Source organism: Patulibacter sp. (assembly GCF_030655195.1).
In the GTDB taxonomy this organism is placed as follows: domain Bacteria; phylum Actinomycetota; class Thermoleophilia; order Solirubrobacterales; family Solirubrobacteraceae; genus Patulibacter.
Map to the genome: position 1 here is coordinate 1 of NZ_JAURWA010000113.1, position 19,840 is coordinate 19,840.

Below are 19,840 nucleotides of genomic sequence, written 5' to 3' on the forward strand. Positions count from 1 at the left end.
GGCGGCGGGCGCCGGGGTGCCCGCGGCGACGGGCGACGCGCCCGGCGCGTCGGGGTCGGCGACGGCGCCCTCGACGGGCAGGACGCCCTGGGCGAGGCCCGTCAGCGACGAGACCAGCGGCTCGGGGAGCCCGCTGATCAGCCGGGCCCGCAGCATCACGGAGTCGACGTACCAGTCGGCGTGGTTGTAGGCGAAGATCGCCTTGCGGATGCTGTCCTCGGCGCCGGCGGCCTTCAGGTACCGGGCGGCGGAGAAGATCGCGTCGACCGGGTCCATCGGGTCGGCCTGGCCGTCGCCGTCGGCGTCGGTGCCGTACGTCTTCCAGGTCGCGGGCATGAACTGCATCCAGCCCTGCGCGCCCGCGGTCGAGACGTTCAGGTTGCGGCCGTAGTCCGTCTCGATCTCGTTGATCGCCGCCAGGACCTCCCAGCGGATGCCGTACTCGACGCCCGCCGCCTGGTAGATCGGCAGCAGGAACGGCGGGATCCGGAACCGCGCGATGAACAGGTCCGGGATCGCCGTCGGGGCACGCAGCAGCTCGGCGTCGCCACCCAGCAGCGACGGGTCCGCGGCGTCGCCGGCCGTGCCACCCGCACCGTCCGCGGCGTCCGCGGCGTCGGTCGGGTCCTCGGCGGTGTCGCCGTCGGCCTCGCGCTCGGCCTTCGCCTTCTCGCGGGCTTCCTTGGCGGCCTTCTTCCGCGCCGCGGCGCGGCGGCGGGCGGCGGCCGCGTGCTTCTTCGCCAGCGCCTGCCGGGCCTCGCGACGCTCGCGGGCGCGCTGGGCCTTCGCGGTCTCTGCGCGCCCGGCGCCGCCGCTGTCGTCGCCGAGCGAGTCGTCGTCGCGCACGCCGTCGGCGTCGTCGGACGGCGCGGCGGGGGTGGTCGTCGTCGACGCCGGCGGGACGGCGGGGTCGGCGGTCGTCGAGGCCGGGGGCTGGGCGACCGGGTCGACGGCGTCGGGCGTCGCCGCGGGATCGGCCGCCGGGGCCGGCCCGGTCGTGCTCGCCCGGGCGGCGGGCGTCGGACCCGTCGTCGTCGTGGCGGCGTGGGCCCCCGGGGCGACGAGCAGGCCGGCGGCGACCACGGCCGCGGCACCGGTCCGGCGGCGCACGCGGGACGCGCCCTCGGGACGCCCGCCCTCAGGCGTCCGGTCCGCACCACTGGGCCGCCCGGACTCGACGGACGCGGGGGTCCGTCCCTCGGGGCGATCCTGGCGGGCAGCGGTCATCGGGGGTCCTCGGAGACGGTCGGGGCGGGTGCGTCGGCACCGACCCGCGGGAACAACGTGGAGAAGCCGGGGAAGGCTCCCTGAGTAGAGCAGCCGGGGCGCGCGACCGCGCTACCGGGCACCCGGAAGACGTTCGACAGCAGGCGCTCCGCGGGCAGCGGGGCCAGACCGGTGGGCTGGGCCGGGTCACCGTTGGTGCAGCCCGTCGGATCGAGGACGTCCAGGCCGCCGGCGAGCTTGCCGGCGCCACCCGGGGCGACGTACGCGTTGCGACGGGTCTGCCCCAGGACGCGGGACTGGTAAGCCAGCGACTGCGGCGTCAGCGTCGCGCCGGCGCGGAGGTACCGCGGGCCGGCGGCGTCCGTCGCGTTCGTCGCGGCGGTGACGTTGCCGAGGAACGCGGTCAGGTCCCGGCGCCCGATCCCCACCTGGCGCAGGATCGGGTTGAGGTTCTGCGTGAAGGGCGTCAGCGCGTCGAGGACGGGCGGCAGGCCGGCGAGGATGCGGTCCGCGGCCGGGAGCCCCTTCTCGGACGCCGTGACGACCGGGCCCAGGCGCAGCATGAGCGCGCGCAGGTCGGGGCTCAGCCGGTTCAGGGCCTCGAACGACGGCGTCAGCTGGGTCGCGACGGGCTGCAGGCGCTTGACCACGGGCAGCCCGCGGTCGGCCAGGCGGGTGACCTCGGGCATCGTCGCGGCGAACTCCCGCTCGAACCCGGGCAGCTCCTGGAAGATCGCCGCCAGCGCGCGGTCGCGGGAGCCGATCGCGGTGAACGTGCGGCTGCCGGCGCTGACCAGCCGGCGCAGGTCGCCCTGGTTGCGGCTGATCGCCGCGAAGACGTCCGCGGTCGACGAGACGGACTGGCGGACGGCCGAGCCCTGCGAGTCCAGGACGGCGGAGAGCTGCTCGAGCTCGTCGGTGAACTGCGGCAGCTCGCCGAGGGTGTCGGAGAAGTCCTCCGCGCGGCCCCGGGTCGCCCCGGCCTGGGCCTGCTGCCAGGTGCGGAACGCGGCCCGGGTCTTCGGGTCGAACGTCTTCAGGACGTCGTCGAGCTCGACGGTCGACTCGACGGAGCCCTTCGCCAGGGTGCCGTTGTCCGCCAGGGGCCCGGTGCCGGCGGCGCGGTTGGGGGCGATCTCGACGTAGGTCTCGCCCAGCAGCGTCTTCGAGCGCAGCATCGCGCGGGCGGCCTTGGGGATCGGCGCGTACTTCGCCTGCAGCTCGATGGTCACGCGCGTGGAGTCCTGCTCGCGCAGGGACTTCAGCGCCACGACCTTGCCGACGGAGACGCCGGAGATGCGGACGTCGGCCTGGCGGGTGAGCTGCGCGGACTGCGGGACGTCGACGTTGAAGCGGTAGCCGACGGGACGCAGCGGGATCGGGCCGCCGAAGGCCATCCACAGGTACAGCAGCGCGCCGAAGCTCGACAGCGCGAAGACGATCATGATCAGCAGTCGCGCGACCGTGGGACGGGTCTTGATCACTTGGTCTCCGTCCCGTTCGGGCAGTTGTCGGCCTTCAGCGGCGGGTTGAGCAGGTCGATGACCGTCTTCAGGTAGGGGCTGTCCGACCGCCCGGCCGGGTTGGTGTAGTTGTCCAGCAGCAGCTGCGAGCCGCAGTTGAACAGCAGCATCGTGCGCCGGATCGGCCCGACTGCGTCCTGCGTCGACAGGGCGGAGTTCGTGTTGTGGGCCGCCCAGGGCAGGTAGTACAGGTAGCTCTGCTGGCCCACGCCGGTGCCGGCGGGGTCGTAGGCCGCGGCGTCGACGAGGTTGTTCAGCACCTTCGTCGTCGTGCGCAGCGGCGGCACGGCGGTCCGCAGGTCGCGGACGCCGGGCGCCAGGCGACGTGCGACGGGCTGGGCGTCCCGGGCGAACGGACGGAGCTGCTTCTCGAGCACCGGGCGGGTCTCCGCGAACAGCGGCCGGAGCTGGCGCAGCGAGGGAGCGAGCGACCGGGTCGCGGGCCGCAGGCGCGGCAGGCCGCCGGCCAGGGTGGTCGACAGCCGGCCGGCCTTCTCGAGCGCGGCGGTGCTCGCCCGCAGGGTCGCGGGCAGCAGGCGGACGGTCTCGCCGAGGTTGCGGTTCTGCGCGGCGAAGCGCGCGAAGACGGCCTCGTTGGCCCGGATGAACGCGGCGAGCTGGGCGTCGGTGGAGCCGAGCTCGCCGGTGATCCGGCCGATGTTCGTGACCAGACGGCGGGTCATCGAGCCGCGCTGGGCCAGCAGGCGCGTGGCGCGGGCCCCCTGGCGGGAGAGCGGCTCGAACCGACGCAGCGCTCGCGCCAGCGCGCGGCCGCCGGGACCGCCGATGGCCGTCCCGGCGTCGCCGAGCAGCGCGGCCAGCTGGGCCCGCGTGTCGACGTCGAGCTTGGCGATGATCTCGTCGAAGTTGACGTCCGGGGCGGTGCGGTCGACGTTGATCGTCGACCCGTTCTTCAGCGGGGCACCGGCCTCGCGGGTGCCGGGCTCGAGCTGGACGACCATGTCCTTCAGCGGCGTCTTGGGCCGCAGCAGGACCGTGGCGTCGGGTCGCACCCGCGGGGCGTAGCGCTCCTCGAGCCGCAGCCGGACGACGGCCTGACCGCGGTCCAGGCGGACGCTCTCGACCTTGCCGACGTTGACGCCGGCGATCGTCACGGCCTGACCCTGGCCGGGCATGACGCCGTTGGCGTTCTCGAACCGGGCGTCGAGGCGGTAGTAGTCCTCGCCGACGATCGGCGTCCAGCTCGGGGGCGTCACGTTCTGGTTGGAGAAGATGAAGCCGCCGACCACGAGGGCGACGATCATCAGACCGACGAGGAACGCGGCCTCGCCGGCGTGACTGCGCAGACCACGCATCAGCGGACCTTCCCGGGGATCGGATCGAGGTTCGGCGCGGCCGGGGCGGGGGCGCTCGGGCGCGAGCCGTCGGCCGGACCCTGGGACGCCGGGCCGTTGACCGGCGGGACCGGGTTGGTCGCGCACCGCACGTCGGTCCGGAACGCGGGGACCTTCGGGCTGAACGCCGGGCTCGTCCCGGTGGGCCGCTCCGTCGCGTTCGCGAACTGCGGCTGATCGCGGCCGAAGGTCGTGTAGCCGGTCTTGACCTTCGTGTTGCCGCCGATGGTCTGCAGGCGCAGCTTCGAGCCGTTGCCGTCGAACGTCTGGCCCTCGCCGGCCATGCCGACGACGCCGTACCAGAACTCCTTGTAGTTCTCGACGTTCGCCGACAGCGGCCCGTCGTCGACCTTGACGTTCAGGGTCGGCAGGAACACGCGGTTCATGCAGGCCGTGAAGGAGGAGAGCTCAGGCACCCAGGTGCGCGACTCGCGCGTCAGCCGGGCGATGTCCTGGAGCGTCGGGCGCACGTCGCCGAGCAGGCCACGGAGCTCCTTCTCGCTCAGCAGCGGGGCCGCCTGGCGGAGCCACGGCCGACCGGCCGTGATCACGCCGGGCAGCTCGCGCATGGCGGCCGTCAGGTCGCGGGCGGTGGTCCGGGTCGGCGGCAGCGCGCGGCGCAGGCTGCCGAAGGCGATGCGCGCGGTCGAGGACGTCCGGCCCAGCTCGCGGACCGTGGACTGCAGCGAGCCGCTGTTGTCGGCCAGCGTCGAGACGGTCGTGTCGAAGTTGCGGACGGCGCCGGAGAGCGCGCGCTGGTCCTGCGCGAGCGCGGCCGTGACGTCACCGATGCCGGCGATCGCCTTGGTCAGGTCGCCGTTGACGCGGCCGCGCAGGTCGGTGGTGACCTTCGCGCCGTCCCGGAGGGACTGCGGGGACGTCTTGAGCGCCTCGTTGAGCGCCTGGCCACCCGTCTTGCCGCGGACGGCCTCGTCCTGCGAGGCGTCCTCCTTGGCGGTCGGCGTCGAGCCGAAGCCGTCGCCGAGACCGCCGACGGTCGCCTGCAGCGCCTTGCGCTGGTCGGCCTGCAGCGTCGTCAGGACCTGGTCGAGCTGGACCGGGACCGAGGTGCGGGTGACGGGGATGGTGCCGCCGTCGGGCATCGACGGCGCGTCCGGCGTGCCCGGCTGCAGCTCGACGTAGAAGTTGCCCTCGAGGAACAGGCGGGGACGGATGCGGATCGAGGCGTCGCGCCGCAGGACCTTGCGGCCGTCCTCGTCGACCTGCATGCGGATCACGGCGTACTCGCTCTTGCCGTAGCGCCCGGTGTCGACGACCTTGCCGACCTTGACGCCGGCGATGCGGACGGGTGAGCCCTTCGCGAGCAGGTTCGAGGTCCGCACGACGGCGGAGACCTCGTAGTGGCTGCGGAACGGCACGCTCTTGGCGAAGCCGAAGTACACGCCGATCGCGACGACGAGCAGGAACAGCGCGCCGAACTTGACGGGGCTGATGCGGGTGCGCCGGTTGGGCGGCTGCGTCGTGCCCTTGCTCACTTGGCACCGACCTTCTGGCCCTCGGTGACGACACCCTCGTTGCGCGGGGTGTTGCCGATCATCTGGCGTCCGGGCACGTAGACCTCGTTGCCGGCCTCGCACTCGCGGGGCTGCCCGGGGGCGGCCGTGTTGGGGTACGGGTTGCTGTGCAGGAGGCTGTCGGACGGGTAGATCGGCTTCGGCGCGCGCAGGTCCTGCGCGGGACCGGCGGCCGGCTTCGCCGCCGGCCCCGACTCGCCGTCGGGGAAGTTCGGCAGGATCAGCAGCCCGGTCCGCAGTCCGGGCCCGATCGAATCGGATTCCGACACGGCGCTGGCCAGGTTGCGGGTCAGCAGCGTCGCGTAGTTGCAGACGGTCTGGGCGGGCGTGACGTAGGAGAGCGTCGGCCGCAGGACGTCGGCGATCGCCCGGATGTCGCCCATGCCCTGGAACGTCCGGCGGTCGGTCCCGAAGCGCTGCAGGTTGGCCAGGGTGCGGGTCAGCCGGCGGTTGAGGGCCGGGGAGCGACGCAGCGCGGGCGTCCCCGCCTCGAACGCGTCGGCGAGGCCGGGCGAGGCCGCGGTCAGCGCGGAGAACGCGGGCCGCAGGCGCCGGAACAGCTCGGTGGACGCGTTCAGGAAGTCCGCCTGCCGGGGCAGCTCCTCGATGCCCGCGTTCAGCGCGCGGGGACCGAAGGAGATCGAGTCCTGGATCGACGGCTTGACGCGATCGAGGGCCACGAACGTGCGACGCAGGGCCGTCACGAGGTCCGCCTGGGCGGCGGCGACGGGGGCGACCTCGGCCGCGGTGTTCTGCAGCGCCGGGAAGATGCGGTCGAAGCCGGTGGCCTTGGCCACGAGGTTGCGCAGCGCGGGCTCCGCCTTCTCGAGGAGCGGCGTCAGGTCGCGGACCGTGTCGTTCAGCGCCTCGCCGCGGCCGGCGAGGGCGCTGCCGAACTCCGTCAGGTTCTCGCCCGACGCGGTCCGGGTCGGCTTGTCGAAGGTGTTGAAGAGGTCGTCGAGCTCGACCGGCTTGTTGCCGGCGTAGCGGAGCGGGATCGTCGCGCCGTCGGCGAGCGTCCGCGGGGAGCGGCCCGCCGTCAGCTGCACGTACTTCAGGCCCAGCGCGGAACGCGGCCGGATGTCGACGCGGGTGTCCTCCGGCAGCGGCTTGGCGCTCAGGTCGAGCTTCATGACGATCGTCGCGCCCGTCGTGCCGTCGGTGCCCTTGCGGGGCTCGATCGCGCTGACGAAGCCGACACGGCTGCCGCCCTTGCGCACGTCGTTGCCGACGATCAGCGCCGCCGAGTCCGGGACCTCGGCGCGGACGAGGTACGTCTTCACGAACGGCAGGCCGCTGTTGGCGTTGTAGGCCAGGACGACCGCGACGATGGCGATCAGCGCCGTGGCGGCACCGATCAGCACCGGGTTGGCCGCGAGCGCGCTGCGCTTCTGGCGGGGGCCTCCGTCGATCATCGACCGGACTCCTTCGAGAGCAACGAGTTGAGCTCGGCGCTCGCCGGGGCCGTGGACGGGGCGACGGACCGGCTGTCGGCCGCGTCGGGATCGGGCGCACCCGTCGCGTCCGGGTCGAACTGCGCGATGCACTGCCCGACCACCGTCGGGCTGCGCTCGATGCAGCTGCTGATGTAGAGGTTCGTCCGCGTGTAGTGCGACGTGCCGTCCTTGCCGTTCAGCGCCCCTGTGTACAGGTAGAGCAGGTGGAGCAGGTTGGCGACGCCCCCGGTGCGGTCGAACGAGCCGGTCAGCGCGGCCAGGTTCTTGGACGCGGGGAGCAGCGGCTTGGTCGTGGAGCGGACCTGACGCGCCAGGCGGTCGAGCTGCGGGAACGTCTCGCGGCCCTGGTCGGCGGCGTCGCCGAGGGTCTTGATCGCGGGACGGGCGGCCGCGGCGAACGGGCCGAGGCCCGTCACGGCGCGGTTGACGTCGGGGGCCTTGGCGGAGAGGTTCGCGATCGACGGACCGAACTGGTCCGACAGCCGGCCGATGCGCGCGACGGCGGGCTTCAGCTCGCGCAGGAAGGCCGGCAGGCGCTCGAGGTCGCGCTCCAGGTCGTCGCCGCGCTCGGCGGACGCCGCCGCGACGCGCCCGGACGAGGCGATGAACCCGGCGAGGTCGCCGCGGCGCTCGGCCAGGGGTGCGAGCGCCGCGTCGGACTGCTTGACGAGGTCGGCGATCGTGCCGTTCTGCGCGGCGAGGATCTCGACCAGGCGGGTGGCCTGCTGGAGCGTCGGGTTGGCGCGGTCGATGACGTTGCGCAGCTCCGCGCCGTTGCCGGAGAGCCCGGTGCCGAGCTCGGCGATGATCAGCCGCAGCCGCTCGCTCTGCGGCATCCGCATGATGTTGGCCAGCAGGTCGGGGCCGACCGGGCTGCTCGTGCGGGTGACGGGCAGCAGGTGCTGGCCGCGGTGCGGACCGTTCGCGATCGCCGTCAGCGGCGGGGCCAGGGCCACGTTCTGGCCGCGCTTCTGGGTCGGGTCGCAGTCGATGAACTGCTCGCCGATCAGGGACTGCAGACCGATCTTGCAGGTCGCGTCCTGACGGAAGTCCTGGAACCCCGGGTCGGTGATCTCGAGGACGACGGCGGCCTTGTTGTCGGCGTCGTCGAGCTCGACCTCCTTGATCCGGCCGACGATCACGCCGCCGACCTTCACGTCCTCGCCGGAGATGACGAAGCTCGCGTTGTCGAAGATCGCCCGGACGAGGTAGCCGTCCGCACGCTGGTCCTCGTCGTCGCCGCCGGAGGCGAGCGTCGTGGCCGCCACGACCACGACGACGACCACCAGGGCCAGCAGGACCCACCGCAGGGAACGCATCATCGTCCGGCTCCGGGGGTCTGGGCCGGCACGCAGTCCGCGTTGCCGAGCGTGCCCGTGTCGACGAAGGAGTTCGAGCGGTCGGGCAGCAGGCGCATGGCAGAGCCCGGGCAGCGCTTGAGGTTGCCGGTCGAGAGCGCGGTGCTCCGGCCGCGCTGCGCCGGGGCCTTCGTGGTCAGCGTGCCGCCGGCGGCGTCGTCCTGGAAGTCGAAGGCGTCGAAGACCGGGGCGGTGCTGAAGTAGTGGCCGTCGGCGTCGTAGGTCGCGGCCGACTGGCCGAAGCTGCGGATGAACGCCATCAGGTCCGGCGCGTAGGGCCGCGAGAAGCCGAGCATCGGCGTGGACGTCTTCAGGGCCTTGATCCCCGACGGGAACGCCACGCGGGTCGAGCGCTCGAGCGGCGGCAGATCGCGCAGGCCGTCGAGGACGTCGTTGCCCGCGCCGGGCGTGTCGACGAGCCGGCGCAGCTGACGGAAGACGGGGACGGAGGCGTTGGCGACGGGCGTCAGCTCGCGGAGGAACGGCTGCAGCGTCCGCGACGGCGCGTCGGAGGCGTCGATCAGCCCGCGCAGCTCGACGGTCGTCGGCCGCAGCTCGCGCAGCGCGCCGGTGCCCTGACGGAGCGCCTCGGGCGTCGTCTCCAGCGCCGTCGTCAGGGAGCGGGTGTCGGAGCCCAGGGCCTCGACGGTCCGACCGGCGCCGTCGATCAGGCTCGTCAGGCGGTCGCTCTCGCCCGAGAGGGTGCCCATCGCCTTCGCGCTCGTCGTGACGAGCCGCTCGAACTGCGCGGACTGCGCGTTGACGTCGGCGGCGAACTTGCGGAACGCGACGACGGCCTTCGGGAGCTGCTTGGCGGAGGCGTTGCCCTCGGCCTCGCGGCCCTCGTACCACTGGGAGAAGCCGCCGATGGTCTTCTGCAGGCCGGCGCGGGTCTTCGGGTCGATCGTCTTGAAGATCTGGTCGAGATCGACCTGCGAGGTCGTGCGCTCGACGTCGATGGTCGCGCCGTCCTTCAGCGCGGGCTCGTCGCCCGCACCCGGGCTCAGGTCGATGTAGCGCGACGCGATGCCGGCGCTGCCCTGGGCGCGCACGACGGCGCTGGCGCCGCGGCGCAGCGGCGCGAAGTCGCTCGCGACCGAGATCTCGACCTCGGCCTGGTCCCGGTCGTTCAGGTCGATCGACTTGATCGTCCCGACCTGGGTGCCGCCGATCCGCACCGTGCCGCCGCCCACGACCTGGCTCGCGTTCTGGAACACGAGGCGGTAGCGGTGGCTTGGTTCCGGCGCGACGATCCACGCCACCAGGAGCGCGAGGACGACGACCAGGACGGCCGCGGGCACCAGGCGCCATGCACGGCGGCGGGAGGGCTTCGTGTTCGGGGACAGCAGGTTCTCCTTGGGCCACGCGCCGCGGGGGACGGCACGAGGTCGTTGGTCGTTCGCCGGCCGCTGAGCGGGGCCTGCGTCGCACTTCTGATTCAACGGGGCCGGTGGGCGGGCACCTCGTCCTCGACGCGCCCCGATGAGGTCGGGGGCGACGTGGCGGAGGTGACCGGCGTCCCACGCGAACGGCCAGCGACGAGAACATAGTGCCCTTGGTCACAGCGCATCGCCTCCCCTGGACGGAAATGCGACCGGACGTAGGAACGGTGTCCATCGCCATCGTCCGGCGGGACGGCCGTTCCGGCCCATGACGACCAGGGTCGAAGACGTGCGCCTACGATATCCGTCTACAGGTGTGCACCGGGGCCTCGGAGGGCCCGCGGTCGCCAGGGGCCGGGAACCCGCGTCGCCAGCGGGCGATCGACCTCCGAGCGGCGCGCGACGCCGATCCGCACGCCGACCTCCGTTCGTGAGGGTTCCGTGAGGGGGGTCACAGCCTGCGTCGAACTCTGTACGTTGGTGCGCAGTTCGGCCCGAGCGATTGCGCGTCCACCCCGTCCGGGGGCGCATCGCGGCCGTGTCCATCCCCGAGGAGAGCAAGACCCTCAATGCGTAAGTTCGCCATCCCCACGGTCGCGGTCGCGGCCCTGTCCGTCGCCATCGTCGCCCCGTCGTACGCGCAGACGCCTACACCCGAGACGACGATCACGGCCAGCCCGAAGGTCTCCCCGTCCAAGGCCGGCACGGTGAAGAAGCCGAAGTCGGTCAAGCTGACCGTCAACGCCAACTGGAAGACCAGTGGCCCCGACGGCGAGAACAAGCCGATCGTTCAGAAGGTCAAGATCGACTTCCCGAAGGGCTCGCTCTACCTGGGCGGCAAGTACAAGTTCAAGTGCTCGCAGTCCGAGCTCAACCGCGCGAAGCTCGACGGCAGCGACAAGCTGACCGGCAAGTGCGCCAAGGCCGTCGTCGGCTCCGGCACCGGCTCCGCCTGGGCCGACACGGTCAAGACGACGCCGAAGTTCCAGCTCGTCAACGGCGGCGCGAAGAACGTCTACCTCTACACCGTGCTGAAGAACCCGGCGCGCGTGACGACCCCGGTCCCCGGCGTCATCAAGAAGGGCGGCAAGCACGGCGGCTACGAGCTGACGCTGACCGTCCCGCAGGAGCTGCAGGTCGTCGCCGGCACGCCGATCTCGCTGATCAGCGCGAACATCAAGACGACCGCGAAGAACTGGATCGCGACGACGTCGTGCCCGAAGGACAAGAAGTGGCCCTTCACGGTCACCTCGTCGCAGGACACGACGCCCGACGCCGTGTTCTCGTCCTTCGTCAAGTGCTCCTGAGCGAGCGCTGACCGCGCCCTCCGGGGCGCACCGCGGGGCCGACGCCCCCGCCACCACGGCGGGGGCGTCCTGCGTTCCGGGGTCGGCCAGCGGACCTGGTGCCCCAGGAACGACGAAACCCCCGCGATGCGGGGGCTTCGGACCCTTCGGGAACGGGAGCGACGGGACTCGAACCCGCGACCTCTGCCGTGACAGGGCAGCGCTCTAACCAACTGAGCTACGCCCCCTCGGGGAACGAGAAGTATGCACGAATCGCCCGCCGCGCGTCCTCCGGGTCGACGGGGTCGTTCCGAGCACGCGCCGACGCCCCGGGTGCGGGGCCCGGGCCACCGCGGCCGGGGCCGGGCAGGACCGCCCCGGCGCCACGCGACACCGCCGGTCAGACGCCGTAGGGCCCGCGGCGGCCGACGCGGGCCCGCAGGCCCGGGACGGCCAGGACCCCGGCACGCAGGCGCTCGCCCAGGAGCGGCGGCAGGAGCCCGTCCGCGGCGGCGTACTCGTCGCGGGCCTCCTCGAAGCGGCCGAGGCGGACCAGTCCGGCGGCGCGGCCCCGCAGGTCGGCCGCCTCGGAGCGCCGGGCCACCGGCTCGCGCACGTGGTCGGCGTGGGTGCGATGGACCCGCAGGAGCGACTCGGACAGCTCGACGAGGTCGTGCGTCAGGCCCGACGGGTGGCGCCGGTAGCGCACGGTCGCCCCGAGGACCGAGACGAGCAGGTGGTCGGCGGCCAGCAGCCGCAGCCAGAGGTCGAGGTCCTCCGCCTGGGGCAGCGACTCGTCGAAGGACCCGACCTCCTCGAGGGCGTCGCGACGGACGACGGTCGCGGAGGTGCACAGGGGGTGGCGCTCGTAGATCGTCGGCAGGACGAGGGCCGGCCGGTGCGATCCGCGGTGCAGGCCCTGCCACTGCTCGCCCGTGACGCGGTCGTCGGGCCCGACGATGAGCGTGTCGCCGGTCAGGATCGACGCGCTGGGGTGGTGCGCGAGCGCCCGGGCGTGCGCGGCCAGGTACCCGGGGGTCCAGACGTCGTCGTGATCGCAGAACGCGACGAGGTCCACCTCGTCCGCCAGGACCGCGATCCCGCTGTTGCGGGCCGCGCCCGGTCCGCCCTGCTCCTCGCGGCGCACGAGCCGCACCGCCTCGCGGTGGTCCTCTGGCAGCGACACGGGACTGGGCGAGCCGTCGTCGACCACCACCACGTCGACCGGCGGCGCGTCCTGGCCGACGATCGCGTCGAGGGTCTGCGTCAGGTACGGGCTGAACCCGTGGACGGGGATGACGACGCCGACGGGCACGGCCCGGAGGCTACCCCAGGCGGTCGGGCGGGCCGGGCGGCGGGGTGCCCGGAGAGCCTGCGCGGCAACGGCCCCGCCGCGGGCGCGGCCGGTGTTCCGGCGGCGGGCGGACCACCGACGGCGGGCGTCCTCCCCGACCGCCTGACGGCACGGGGCGCCGCGGGCCGCCCGGGACACGGGGCGCGCCGGGACCGCCGCCGGTGCGGGCCCGTGGGAGCGCCTGGGTGGCCATGCGCACACGGGCGACCGCAAGCCCCTGTGTGGCGCGGTAGCGTTGGGACCCCGTGGTTGCTCCCGAAGACGTCGAGCCGCAGGTCGATCCGGAGGCGCCCACGGGCCCCTCGCAGGACGCCGCGGCCCCGCAGGCCCCCGATGCCGAGGCTCCCGCCCCGGACGCGGAGGCCCCCGCGCCTCCCGCGGAGGCGGGGTCCGTCGCCGACGGCGCCGCCGGCGATGCCGAGGCGTCCGGGCCGATCGCGGCGATGACGCCCGCCGCCACCGGCCCCGGTGAGCCGGTCACCGACGAGGCACCGGCCGCTCCGGCCCCCGACGCCGTCGTCGAGCCCGTCACGCCGGCCACCACGAGCATCGACGACGCGGTCGCCCCCGCCGGCACCGCGCCGGACGGCTCCGCCGAGTCGGCCCCGTCGGGCGACGCCGCACCGGGCGACGCGTCCTCCGTCGAGGGCGACACGCAGACCGACGGCACCCCCGCCGAGGGTGCGCCCGCGGAAGACGCAGGCCAGGGCGGGTCCGCCGCCGAGGGCGGTAACGCCGAGGGCGACGCGGCGCAGTCCGGCGACGGTGCGAACGCCGACGGCGAGCCGAAGAAGAAGCGCCGTCGCTCGCGCGGCAAGCGCTCCGGCCGCGGTGGCGGCAGCGGCGGCGGACCGGGCGGCCCCGGTGGCCGTCGGCGGTTCGCGTGGGACGAGGTCTTCCTCCGTCAGCGCCTCGAGCTCCTCCGCGCGATGGAGCCCGACCCGGCCGCGATCACCTGGGCCGTCGACACGGCCGGTCGCTTCGACGTCGCCGACATCCTCGCCGGCGAGGGGTCGTCGGGCCGCGAGTTCGGCCGCCGCGCCTATGGCGCGACGCCCGAGACCGACGACCAGGCCGCCTGGATCGTCCTCGCCGCCGTCCGGGCCCGCGACATCGTCTCGATCGCCCGCCGCGCGGTCAGCGGCACCCAGGACCAGCGCGAGCAGGTCAAGGCCGCCATCGAGCTGCTCGGCATCGCCCGCGTGAACACCGCGCTGCAGGGCGACCGCCCGGCGCAGCAGGTCTACGCCGAGCGCGCCCGGCGCGTCGACGTGACCGTCAAGGGCGGCGAGGACCAGAAGGCCGCCTGGGCCCTGCTCTCGCTCGCCCGCCCGCAGGACGTCGTCTCCGCCACCACCCCGCGTCGTCCGGCCGGCGGGCCCGGCGGCCCCGGTCGCGGTGGACCGGGCGGTCCCGGTGGCCCCGGCCGTGGCGGCCCCGGTGGCTTCGGCGATCGCGGTGGTCGTCGTGAGCGCCGCGAGCCCCCGATCCCCGGTGGCGTCTTCTCCGTCGGCGAGTCCGGCATCGGCGGCGAGCTCGGCGCCAAACTGCGTGCCGCCCTGGCCGCGGCCGAGGGCGCCCCGCCCGAGGACGAGGCGCCCGAGGTGGCCACGGCCGACACGGCGCCCGCCCAGGCCGCGCCGGTCGAGGCGTCGCCGGCCGATGCCCCGGCGGGGGACGACGGGACGACGGACGCCCCCGCCACGGAGGCGGCCCCGGCCGAGGACGCACAGGCCGAGGACGCGCAGGCCGAGGACGCCGACGCGCCGCAGGCCGAGGGGGCCGAGGACCCGCAGGCTCGGACGGCCGAGGCGCCGCAGGACGGCGATCCGGTGGATCCCGCCGCGGAGTCGCAGAACTCCTAGGCCGACCTCGCCGGTCCGCGGGCGCTCAGGCGGCCCGCGGACCGCGCGTCGGCGGCTGCACCGGTCGACCGGCCGGCCCTCGGGTCTCGCCGAGTTCGCCTCCGCGCCGAGCGACCCGCGCCCGCAGCGCGCGGGCACGGATCCGGGTCTGAGCGAGGGCGCGGGGGCCAGACCCGGATCGCAGGCGCCAGGCGACACGAAACCCGGTCTCGGCCCGGTGCGTCCGGCGAGACCTGGATCGGAGCACCTCGTGTCGGGACGACGTCGTTCCCGCGGCACTCCGGGCCGGGGGGGGCGGTCCACATCCTGCTCCATCGGCACCCCGGCGACGCCCGGCGGCGGAGCGCGCGGACGGCCGATCACGCTCGCCACCACCCGGGCGGTCGATCGGGGGCCACGTCCCGATCGGGACGTGGCCACCCCGCCGACCCCCGGCGCCCGGGTCGATCAGGCCGCGGCCGCGGTCCCGCTCACCACTCGGAGGGCGGCGGGATCGAGCCGAGCCCGTCGTCGTCGCGCTGCCCGCCGGAGCGGACGCTGACGGCCTCGACGACCTCGGACTCCTCCGCGGCCTCCTCGAGGTCCTCGTCGTGCTCACCGTTGCAGAGCACGCGGAAGTTGCCGGAGACGCCGGCGTCGCAGTGGATCGTGATCCCCGGGAGGATCCGCTCGCCCTCGTCGAGGCCCAGGCGGTCCATGTCGAACGCGGAGAGACCGATCCCGTACGCGTCGTGCGTCGGGTTCTCCCGGTCGTGCGAGTTGACGGCCATCTGGAAGGCCTGCAGGTTCTTGGCGATCTTCGACGTGTCCGACATGACCGATCCAGCGTAGCGCGGTACCCTCGTCCGGTCTCCGGGCGCGTAGCTCAGCTGGTCAGAGCATCCGGTTTACACCCGGGAGGTCGCCCGTTCGAACCGGGCCGCGCCCATCCCCCGCCGCGTCGTCGGCCGCTCGGCCGCCGAAGCGCCGTCCGCGGCGGGCGCCCGCGGGTCCCGGCAGGGCCCGACCCCGGCATCATGTGCGGCGATGGACGCCCGCCGCGCCGCCCTCCTGCGCCTCGGGACGCTCGCCACGGGGCTCCTCGTCCTGTTCGTGGTCTTCAACGTCCTGGGGGTCGTCGACCGGACGCGGATCGAGGACTGGATCGACGACGCCGGGGTCGCGGCGCCGCTCGCCTACGTCGTCGTCGCCGGGATCCTCGGGGCCGTCCTCGTGCCCGGCGCAGCCCTCGCCGCGGCGGCCGGCCTCCTCTTCGGCGCCGTCGCCGGGGCGCTCATCTCCCTCCCGTCCGCCGTCCTCACCGCCGTCCTGGCGCGCACCTTCTCGGCCCGCACGGGGGGCGACGCGCTCGACGCCGTCTCGGGCGAGCGGCTCACCGCGCTGACGTCGTTCGCACGCCGCCACGGGTTCGCCGCCGTCGTCGTGCAGCGCCTGATGCCGGTGGTGCCCGACGGCCCGCTGTCCCACGCGTTCGGCCTGGCCGGGGTCCGCACCCGCGACATCGCCCTGGCGACGCTGCTGGCCTCGGGCCCACGGGCGTTCTCCTACGCCCTCCTCGGCGCCAACGCCGACGACCTCACGGGACCGAACGCCCTCTTCGCCATCGGCCTGAACGTCGCGACGGGGGCGCTGGGGCTCGGGCTGGCGTGGGCCGTCGTCCGCAGCGAGCGCCGGCGGACCGCGGCGGTGCGGGACGACGCGTCCTCCGCCCCCGGCACGCCCCGCTCCCCCGTCCCGCCCTCCGCCGACGGCCACGATCCGCCGACCCCGTCGTCCTCCGACCCGGGGCGGTCCCGGCGCTAGGATCGCCGGATGCCGCTCGACCCCCCGATCGCCGCCCTCCTCCAGCAGATGGAGGCCAACGGCGCCGCCGGGGGCCTGATGGCCGCCGGTGACATCGTCGCCGCCCGCACGCTGATGGGCCAGATGCTCGGCGGCCTCGCCATGGCCGAGGCGCCGACCGGCGTCGCGGACCCCACGTCGACCGAGATCCCGTCCGACGCCGGCCCGATCCCGGCGCTCGTCTACCGGCCCGCGTCGGAGGGCCCGCACGCGACCCTCGTCTTCCTGCACGGCGGCGGCTTCGCGCTCGGCGATGCGGCCAGCTACGACGGCCAGGTGCGCGCGATCGTCGCGGGCCTCGATGCCGTCGTCGTGAGCGTCGACTACCGCCTCGCGCCCGAGCACCCGTTCCCGGCCGCGGTCGAGGACGCGATCGCCGCGACGAACTGGGCGGGCGAGCACCTCGCCGAGCTCGGCGGACGCGAGGACCGCCTCGCGGTCGGCGGGGACTCCGCCGGCGGCAACCTCTCGGCCGTGGTCGCCCAGGCCCGGCGCGACGCCGGCCTGCCGCTGGCCGGCCAGCTGCTGATCTACCCCGTGACCGACCCGGCCACGGACTTCCCGTCGCTGACCGAGAACGGCGAGGGGTACTTCCTCACCAAGGCCGACATGACGTGGTTCGAGCAGGCCTACGCCGGCGAGCAGGACATCGCCGCAGGCCTGGCGGACGTCCGCGCGTCGCCGGCCACCGGCGACCTGCAGGGCCTGGCGCCCGCCGTCGTCACGACCGCCGGATTCGACCCGCTGCGCGACGACGGCGACGCCTACGCCCGGGCGCTCGAGGCCGCCGGCGTCACCGTGCGGCACCTGGAGAACCCGTCGCTGATCCACGGCTGGCTGGCGATGGCGCCGCTGAGCCCCGCCGCGCGCGAGGCCCGCGACGCGGCGCTCACCGCGTTCAAGGACCTGCTGGCCTGAGGTCGGGCCGCGGCCGGCACCGGCCGGCCCGCAGCGCCCGCCACCGACCGGCCGGCCCGCGGCCGCCCCGCCGACGCCCGACCGCTCAGGCCGCAGCGGCCCCGACGTCGGCGCGGATCGCGTCGGCGACCGGCGTGGTCGGGCGGCCGATCAGACGCGCGAGGTCGCCGCTGTCGGTCGTCAGCTCGCCGCGACCGATGGCCGCGCTGGAGTCGGCGATGACCCCGTCGACCGGCGCGGGCAGGCCGGCCTTCGACAGCACCTCGGTGTAGGCCTCGACCGGCAGGTCGGTGTAGCCGACGTCCTTGCCGGTCGCCTCGCCGATCAGTGCCGCGATCTCGGTGAGGGTGAGCGCCTCGTCGCCCGCGAGCTCGTAGGTGCGACCGGCGTGGCCCTCCCCCGTGAGGACCGCGGCCGCCGCCTCGGCGAAGTCCCGACGCGGCGCGGGCGCGACGCGGCCCTCGCCCGCCGAGCCGACCACCCCGTGCTCCAGGGTGACCTCGAGCTGGCCCGTGTAGTTCTCGGTGTACCACCCGTTGCGCAACAGGGCGACGGGGACCGTCGCCTGCGCGAGCCGCCGCTCGGTCTCCTGGTGCTCGGCCGCCAGCAGCATCGTCGTCGTGTCCGCCTGCAGGACGCTCGTGTACGCCAGGAGCTCCACCCCCGCGTCCTCCGCGGCGGCGATCGCGTTCGCGTGCTGGGCGGCGCGCTGCCCGACCTCGCTGGAGGAGATCAGCAGGACGCGGTCGACGCCCTGAAACGCCGCCTTCAGGGTGTCGGGCTTCGTGTAGTCCGCCTCGCGGACCTGCACCCCGCGGGCCGCGAGGTCCTGCGCGTTGTCGGGGGTGCGGACGGCGGCGACGATCGACGCCGGGTCGACGCCGCGCTCGAGCAGCGCGTCGACGACGAGGCGGCCGAGCTGCCCGGTGGCTGCGGTGACGGCGATGGTGGGCATGGGAGCTCCGTTGGTCGTGCTGGTCCGGCGGCCGGTCGACCGCGCCCCGTCTACGATTGCACAATCTTTTCGAAAGTGCATACCGAATGTTGCGTACGGAGTGCTTCTGGCACACTGCGGTACGATGTGTTCATGGCGATCCCGGAGGACTCCACGACCCAGGGCGCCGCGGTCGCGGCGATCGCGGCGGCCGACGACGGGCCGGCGGCGGCCGCCGTCGCGGACGAGCCGGCGACGATGGACGTCGACCCGCGCCTGGAGCCCGACGTCTTCGCGCGGGGCTGCACCTCCCGCCTGCTCCTGCAGGACGTCACCGGCCGCTGGGGCGCGCTCGCGCTCGGAGCGCTGCACCAGGGTCCGGCGCGGTTCAACGCGCTGCGACGCCGGGTCGACGGCGTCAGCGAGAAGATGCTCGCCCAGACGCTGCAGGCGCTCGAGCGCGACGGCCTCGTCGTCCGGGACGTGCAGGGCACGATCCCTCCACGGGTCGAGTACCGGCTGACGCCGCTGGGCACGACGATCGCCGAGCGGGTGGTCGACCTGATCGAGCTGCTCGAGGCATCGATGGGCGACGTGACGGTCGCCCAGCGCGACTACGACGCGCGGTAGCCGGGCACCCGCGGCCGACCACGCCGTGCCGCGGCGACCACGAGCCACGCCATCGCCACGACGAGGGCGGGCGCGAGCGTGAGGCTCGGGATCTCGTCGCCCGCCAGGATCCCGCCGGCGACGAACGCGACGAGCATCGTCACGGTCAGCACGACGCACGACGGCAGGACCAGCCTCCCGGCGACCAGGAGCGCCCCGCCGACGAGCTCGACGACCCCGGCCACGATCACGAGGAACCCGGGCGCGGGCAGGTCGAAGCGCACGAACGCGTCGCGCTCCCACCCGTAGGCGAGGAACTTCGGCAGGCACGCGATCAGGAAGATCACGCCGACCACGATCGCCACCCGGCGCAGGACGGGGTCCGCGCGGACGGCGGCGTCGAGGTGCATGCCCACAGCGTGACCGACCGGGCGGGCGCACGCGGCGCCCGCCCGGTGGCCCACCCGCCCGGAGGCTCAGACCCCGTCGGCCTCGGAGGCGTCGTCGGGGGTGGTCGTCGGGGCCTCCTGGGAGGCGTCGTGACCGGCGGTGGCGGTCGGGGCGCCCTCGGCGTCGGTGTCGGCGTCGACGTGGGTGTCCGCGTCGACGTCGGTGTCGGTCGGCTCGGCGGCGAGGATGCCGTAGAGCCGGCGGCGGGCGTCGATCAGGACCTGTCGGGCCTCGGCGGCCTGTTCGGGCTCCGCGACGCGGACGACCTGGCGGGCCGCGTCGACGACGCTGACGACGAGGTCGCGGAGCTCGAGGGCCCCGCGGTCGTCGGCGTCGACGAGCGCCTCCCACGGCGTCGACTCGGCCGACAGGCGCGTGGCCTCCTCGGTCCCGTCGTCGGTCAGGGCGAAGGCCTTGCGGTGCCCGCGGCCCTCGGCCCCGGTGCTCTCGACGAGCCCCTCCCCCGACAGGCGCTTCAGCGTCGGGTAGACCGACCCGGGGCTCGGCCGCCAGACCCCGCCGCTGCGCTCGCGCAGCTCGTGGATGAGCTGGTAGCCGTGCATCGGGCCCTCGAGCAGGAGCACGAGGATGCCGGCGCGGATGTCCCCGCGCCCGACCCGCGCCCCGGCCGGCAGGAAGCCGGGGAGCTCGGGGTCGCCGGGGCGGCCGAACGGACCGCCGGGACCGCGGCCACCCGGACCGCGACCGTGGCCCCGGCCGCCGGGACCACCGGGACCGCGCCCAC

Annotated in this window: 17 protein-coding genes and 2 tRNA genes; 6 read left to right on the top strand and 13 right to left on the bottom strand. The window is 74.7% G+C overall.

Annotated features, from left to right (window positions below; translation table 11 throughout):
- The 7 genes from Q7T67_RS12105 to Q7T67_RS12135 all read right to left on the bottom strand — a co-directional run.
- A partial coding sequence (locus Q7T67_RS12105) for a lytic transglycosylase domain-containing protein (RefSeq protein WP_304789588.1) occupies window positions 1-1,110 on the bottom strand: 1,110 nt, incomplete at its 3' end.
- A gap of 113 nt (window positions 1,111-1,223) precedes the next feature.
- Window positions 1,224-2,711, bottom strand: a complete 1,488-nt coding sequence (locus Q7T67_RS12110; RefSeq protein WP_304789591.1) for an MlaD family protein — start codon at window positions 2,709-2,711, stop codon at window positions 1,224-1,226.
- The gene (locus Q7T67_RS12115) at window positions 2,708-4,066 is read right to left on the bottom strand and encodes an MlaD family protein (RefSeq protein ID WP_304789593.1); all 1,359 of its coding nucleotides are present in this window, start codon (window positions 4,064-4,066) and stop codon (window positions 2,708-2,710) included. Before Q7T67_RS12115 ends, Q7T67_RS12110 begins: the two co-directional genes overlap by 4 nt.
- Window positions 4,066-5,601 carry an MlaD family protein gene (locus Q7T67_RS12120; RefSeq protein WP_304789596.1) on the bottom strand — a complete coding sequence of 512 codons (1,536 nt, stop codon included), beginning with the start codon at window positions 5,599-5,601 and terminating at the stop codon, window positions 4,066-4,068. The genes Q7T67_RS12115 and Q7T67_RS12120 overlap by 1 nt, the downstream gene beginning before the upstream one ends.
- Entirely contained in the window at window positions 5,598-7,055 is a 1,458-nt protein-coding gene (locus Q7T67_RS12125; protein ID WP_304789599.1) for an MlaD family protein, read from the bottom strand. Before Q7T67_RS12125 ends, Q7T67_RS12120 begins: the two co-directional genes overlap by 4 nt.
- Window positions 7,052-8,416: an MlaD family protein gene (locus Q7T67_RS12130; RefSeq protein WP_304789602.1), complete on the bottom strand. Its 1,365-nt coding sequence runs from the start codon at window positions 8,414-8,416 to the stop codon at window positions 7,052-7,054. The genes Q7T67_RS12125 and Q7T67_RS12130 overlap by 4 nt, the downstream gene beginning before the upstream one ends.
- Window positions 8,416-9,756 (bottom strand): MlaD family protein, encoded by a 1,341-nt coding sequence (locus tag Q7T67_RS12135; protein WP_304789605.1) that lies wholly within the window; start codon window positions 9,754-9,756, stop codon window positions 8,416-8,418. The genes Q7T67_RS12130 and Q7T67_RS12135 overlap by 1 nt, the downstream gene beginning before the upstream one ends.
- Window positions 9,757-10,406: 650 nt before the next feature.
- On the opposite strand from Q7T67_RS12135, the gene Q7T67_RS12140 reads away from it, so the two are divergent.
- Window positions 10,407-11,144: a hypothetical protein gene (locus Q7T67_RS12140; RefSeq protein WP_304789608.1), complete on the top strand. Its 738-nt coding sequence runs from the start codon at window positions 10,407-10,409 to the stop codon at window positions 11,142-11,144.
- A 153-nt stretch (window positions 11,145-11,297) separates the two neighbouring features.
- On the opposite strand, the gene Q7T67_RS12145 is transcribed toward Q7T67_RS12140, so the two are convergent.
- Together Q7T67_RS12145 and Q7T67_RS12150 are read right to left on the bottom strand one after the other, a co-directional pair.
- Window positions 11,298-11,371: transfer RNA gene (locus Q7T67_RS12145), tRNA-Asp, on the bottom strand.
- A 152-nt stretch (window positions 11,372-11,523) separates the two neighbouring features.
- The gene (locus Q7T67_RS12150; protein ID WP_304789611.1) at window positions 11,524-12,438 is read right to left on the bottom strand and encodes a glycosyltransferase family 2 protein; all 915 of its coding nucleotides are present in this window, start codon (window positions 12,436-12,438) and stop codon (window positions 11,524-11,526) included.
- A gap of 284 nt (window positions 12,439-12,722) precedes the next feature.
- Between Q7T67_RS12150 and Q7T67_RS12155 the strand changes: the two genes are divergently transcribed.
- Window positions 12,723-14,342 (top strand): hypothetical protein, encoded by a 1,620-nt coding sequence (locus Q7T67_RS12155; protein WP_304789613.1) that lies wholly within the window; start codon window positions 12,723-12,725, stop codon window positions 14,340-14,342.
- 470 nt (window positions 14,343-14,812) lie between these two features.
- On the opposite strand, the gene Q7T67_RS12160 is transcribed toward Q7T67_RS12155, so the two are convergent.
- The gene (locus Q7T67_RS12160; protein WP_304789616.1) at window positions 14,813-15,157 is read right to left on the bottom strand and encodes a hypothetical protein; all 345 of its coding nucleotides are present in this window, start codon (window positions 15,155-15,157) and stop codon (window positions 14,813-14,815) included.
- 39 nt (window positions 15,158-15,196) lie between these two features.
- Here Q7T67_RS12160 and Q7T67_RS12165 point away from each other — a divergent pair.
- The 3 genes from Q7T67_RS12165 to Q7T67_RS12175 all read left to right on the top strand — a co-directional run bounded on the left by Q7T67_RS12165 (window position 15,197) and on the right by Q7T67_RS12175 (window position 17,102).
- A tRNA-Val gene (locus Q7T67_RS12165) sits at window positions 15,197-15,270 on the top strand.
- 98 nt (window positions 15,271-15,368) lie between these two features.
- Window positions 15,369-16,145 carry a TVP38/TMEM64 family protein gene (locus tag Q7T67_RS12170; RefSeq protein WP_304789619.1) on the top strand — a complete coding sequence of 259 codons (777 nt, stop codon included), beginning with the start codon at window positions 15,369-15,371 and terminating at the stop codon, window positions 16,143-16,145.
- A gap of 9 nt (window positions 16,146-16,154) precedes the next feature.
- On the top strand, window positions 16,155-17,102 hold the full coding sequence (locus tag Q7T67_RS12175) for an alpha/beta hydrolase (RefSeq protein WP_304789622.1): 948 nt from the start codon (window positions 16,155-16,157) through the stop codon (window positions 17,100-17,102).
- Between the two features lie 85 nt (window positions 17,103-17,187).
- On the opposite strand, the gene Q7T67_RS12180 is transcribed toward Q7T67_RS12175, so the two are convergent.
- A complete protein-coding gene (locus Q7T67_RS12180; protein WP_304789625.1) occupies window positions 17,188-18,057 on the bottom strand; it encodes an SDR family oxidoreductase in 870 nt (289 codons plus the stop codon).
- 237 nt (window positions 18,058-18,294) lie between these two features.
- On the opposite strand from Q7T67_RS12180, the gene Q7T67_RS12185 reads away from it, so the two are divergent.
- Entirely contained in the window at window positions 18,295-18,666 is a 372-nt protein-coding gene (locus tag Q7T67_RS12185; RefSeq protein ID WP_370695396.1) for a winged helix-turn-helix transcriptional regulator, read from the top strand.
- Here the strand turns inward: Q7T67_RS12185 and Q7T67_RS12190 are convergent.
- Entirely contained in the window at window positions 18,651-19,055 is a 405-nt protein-coding gene (locus Q7T67_RS12190; RefSeq protein WP_304789631.1) for a DoxX family protein, read from the bottom strand. The genes Q7T67_RS12185 and Q7T67_RS12190 overlap by 16 nt on opposite strands.
- A 66-nt stretch (window positions 19,056-19,121) precedes the next feature.
- On the bottom strand, window positions 19,122-19,840 hold a 719-nt coding region (locus tag Q7T67_RS12195), incomplete at its 5' end, for a PadR family transcriptional regulator (RefSeq protein WP_304789634.1).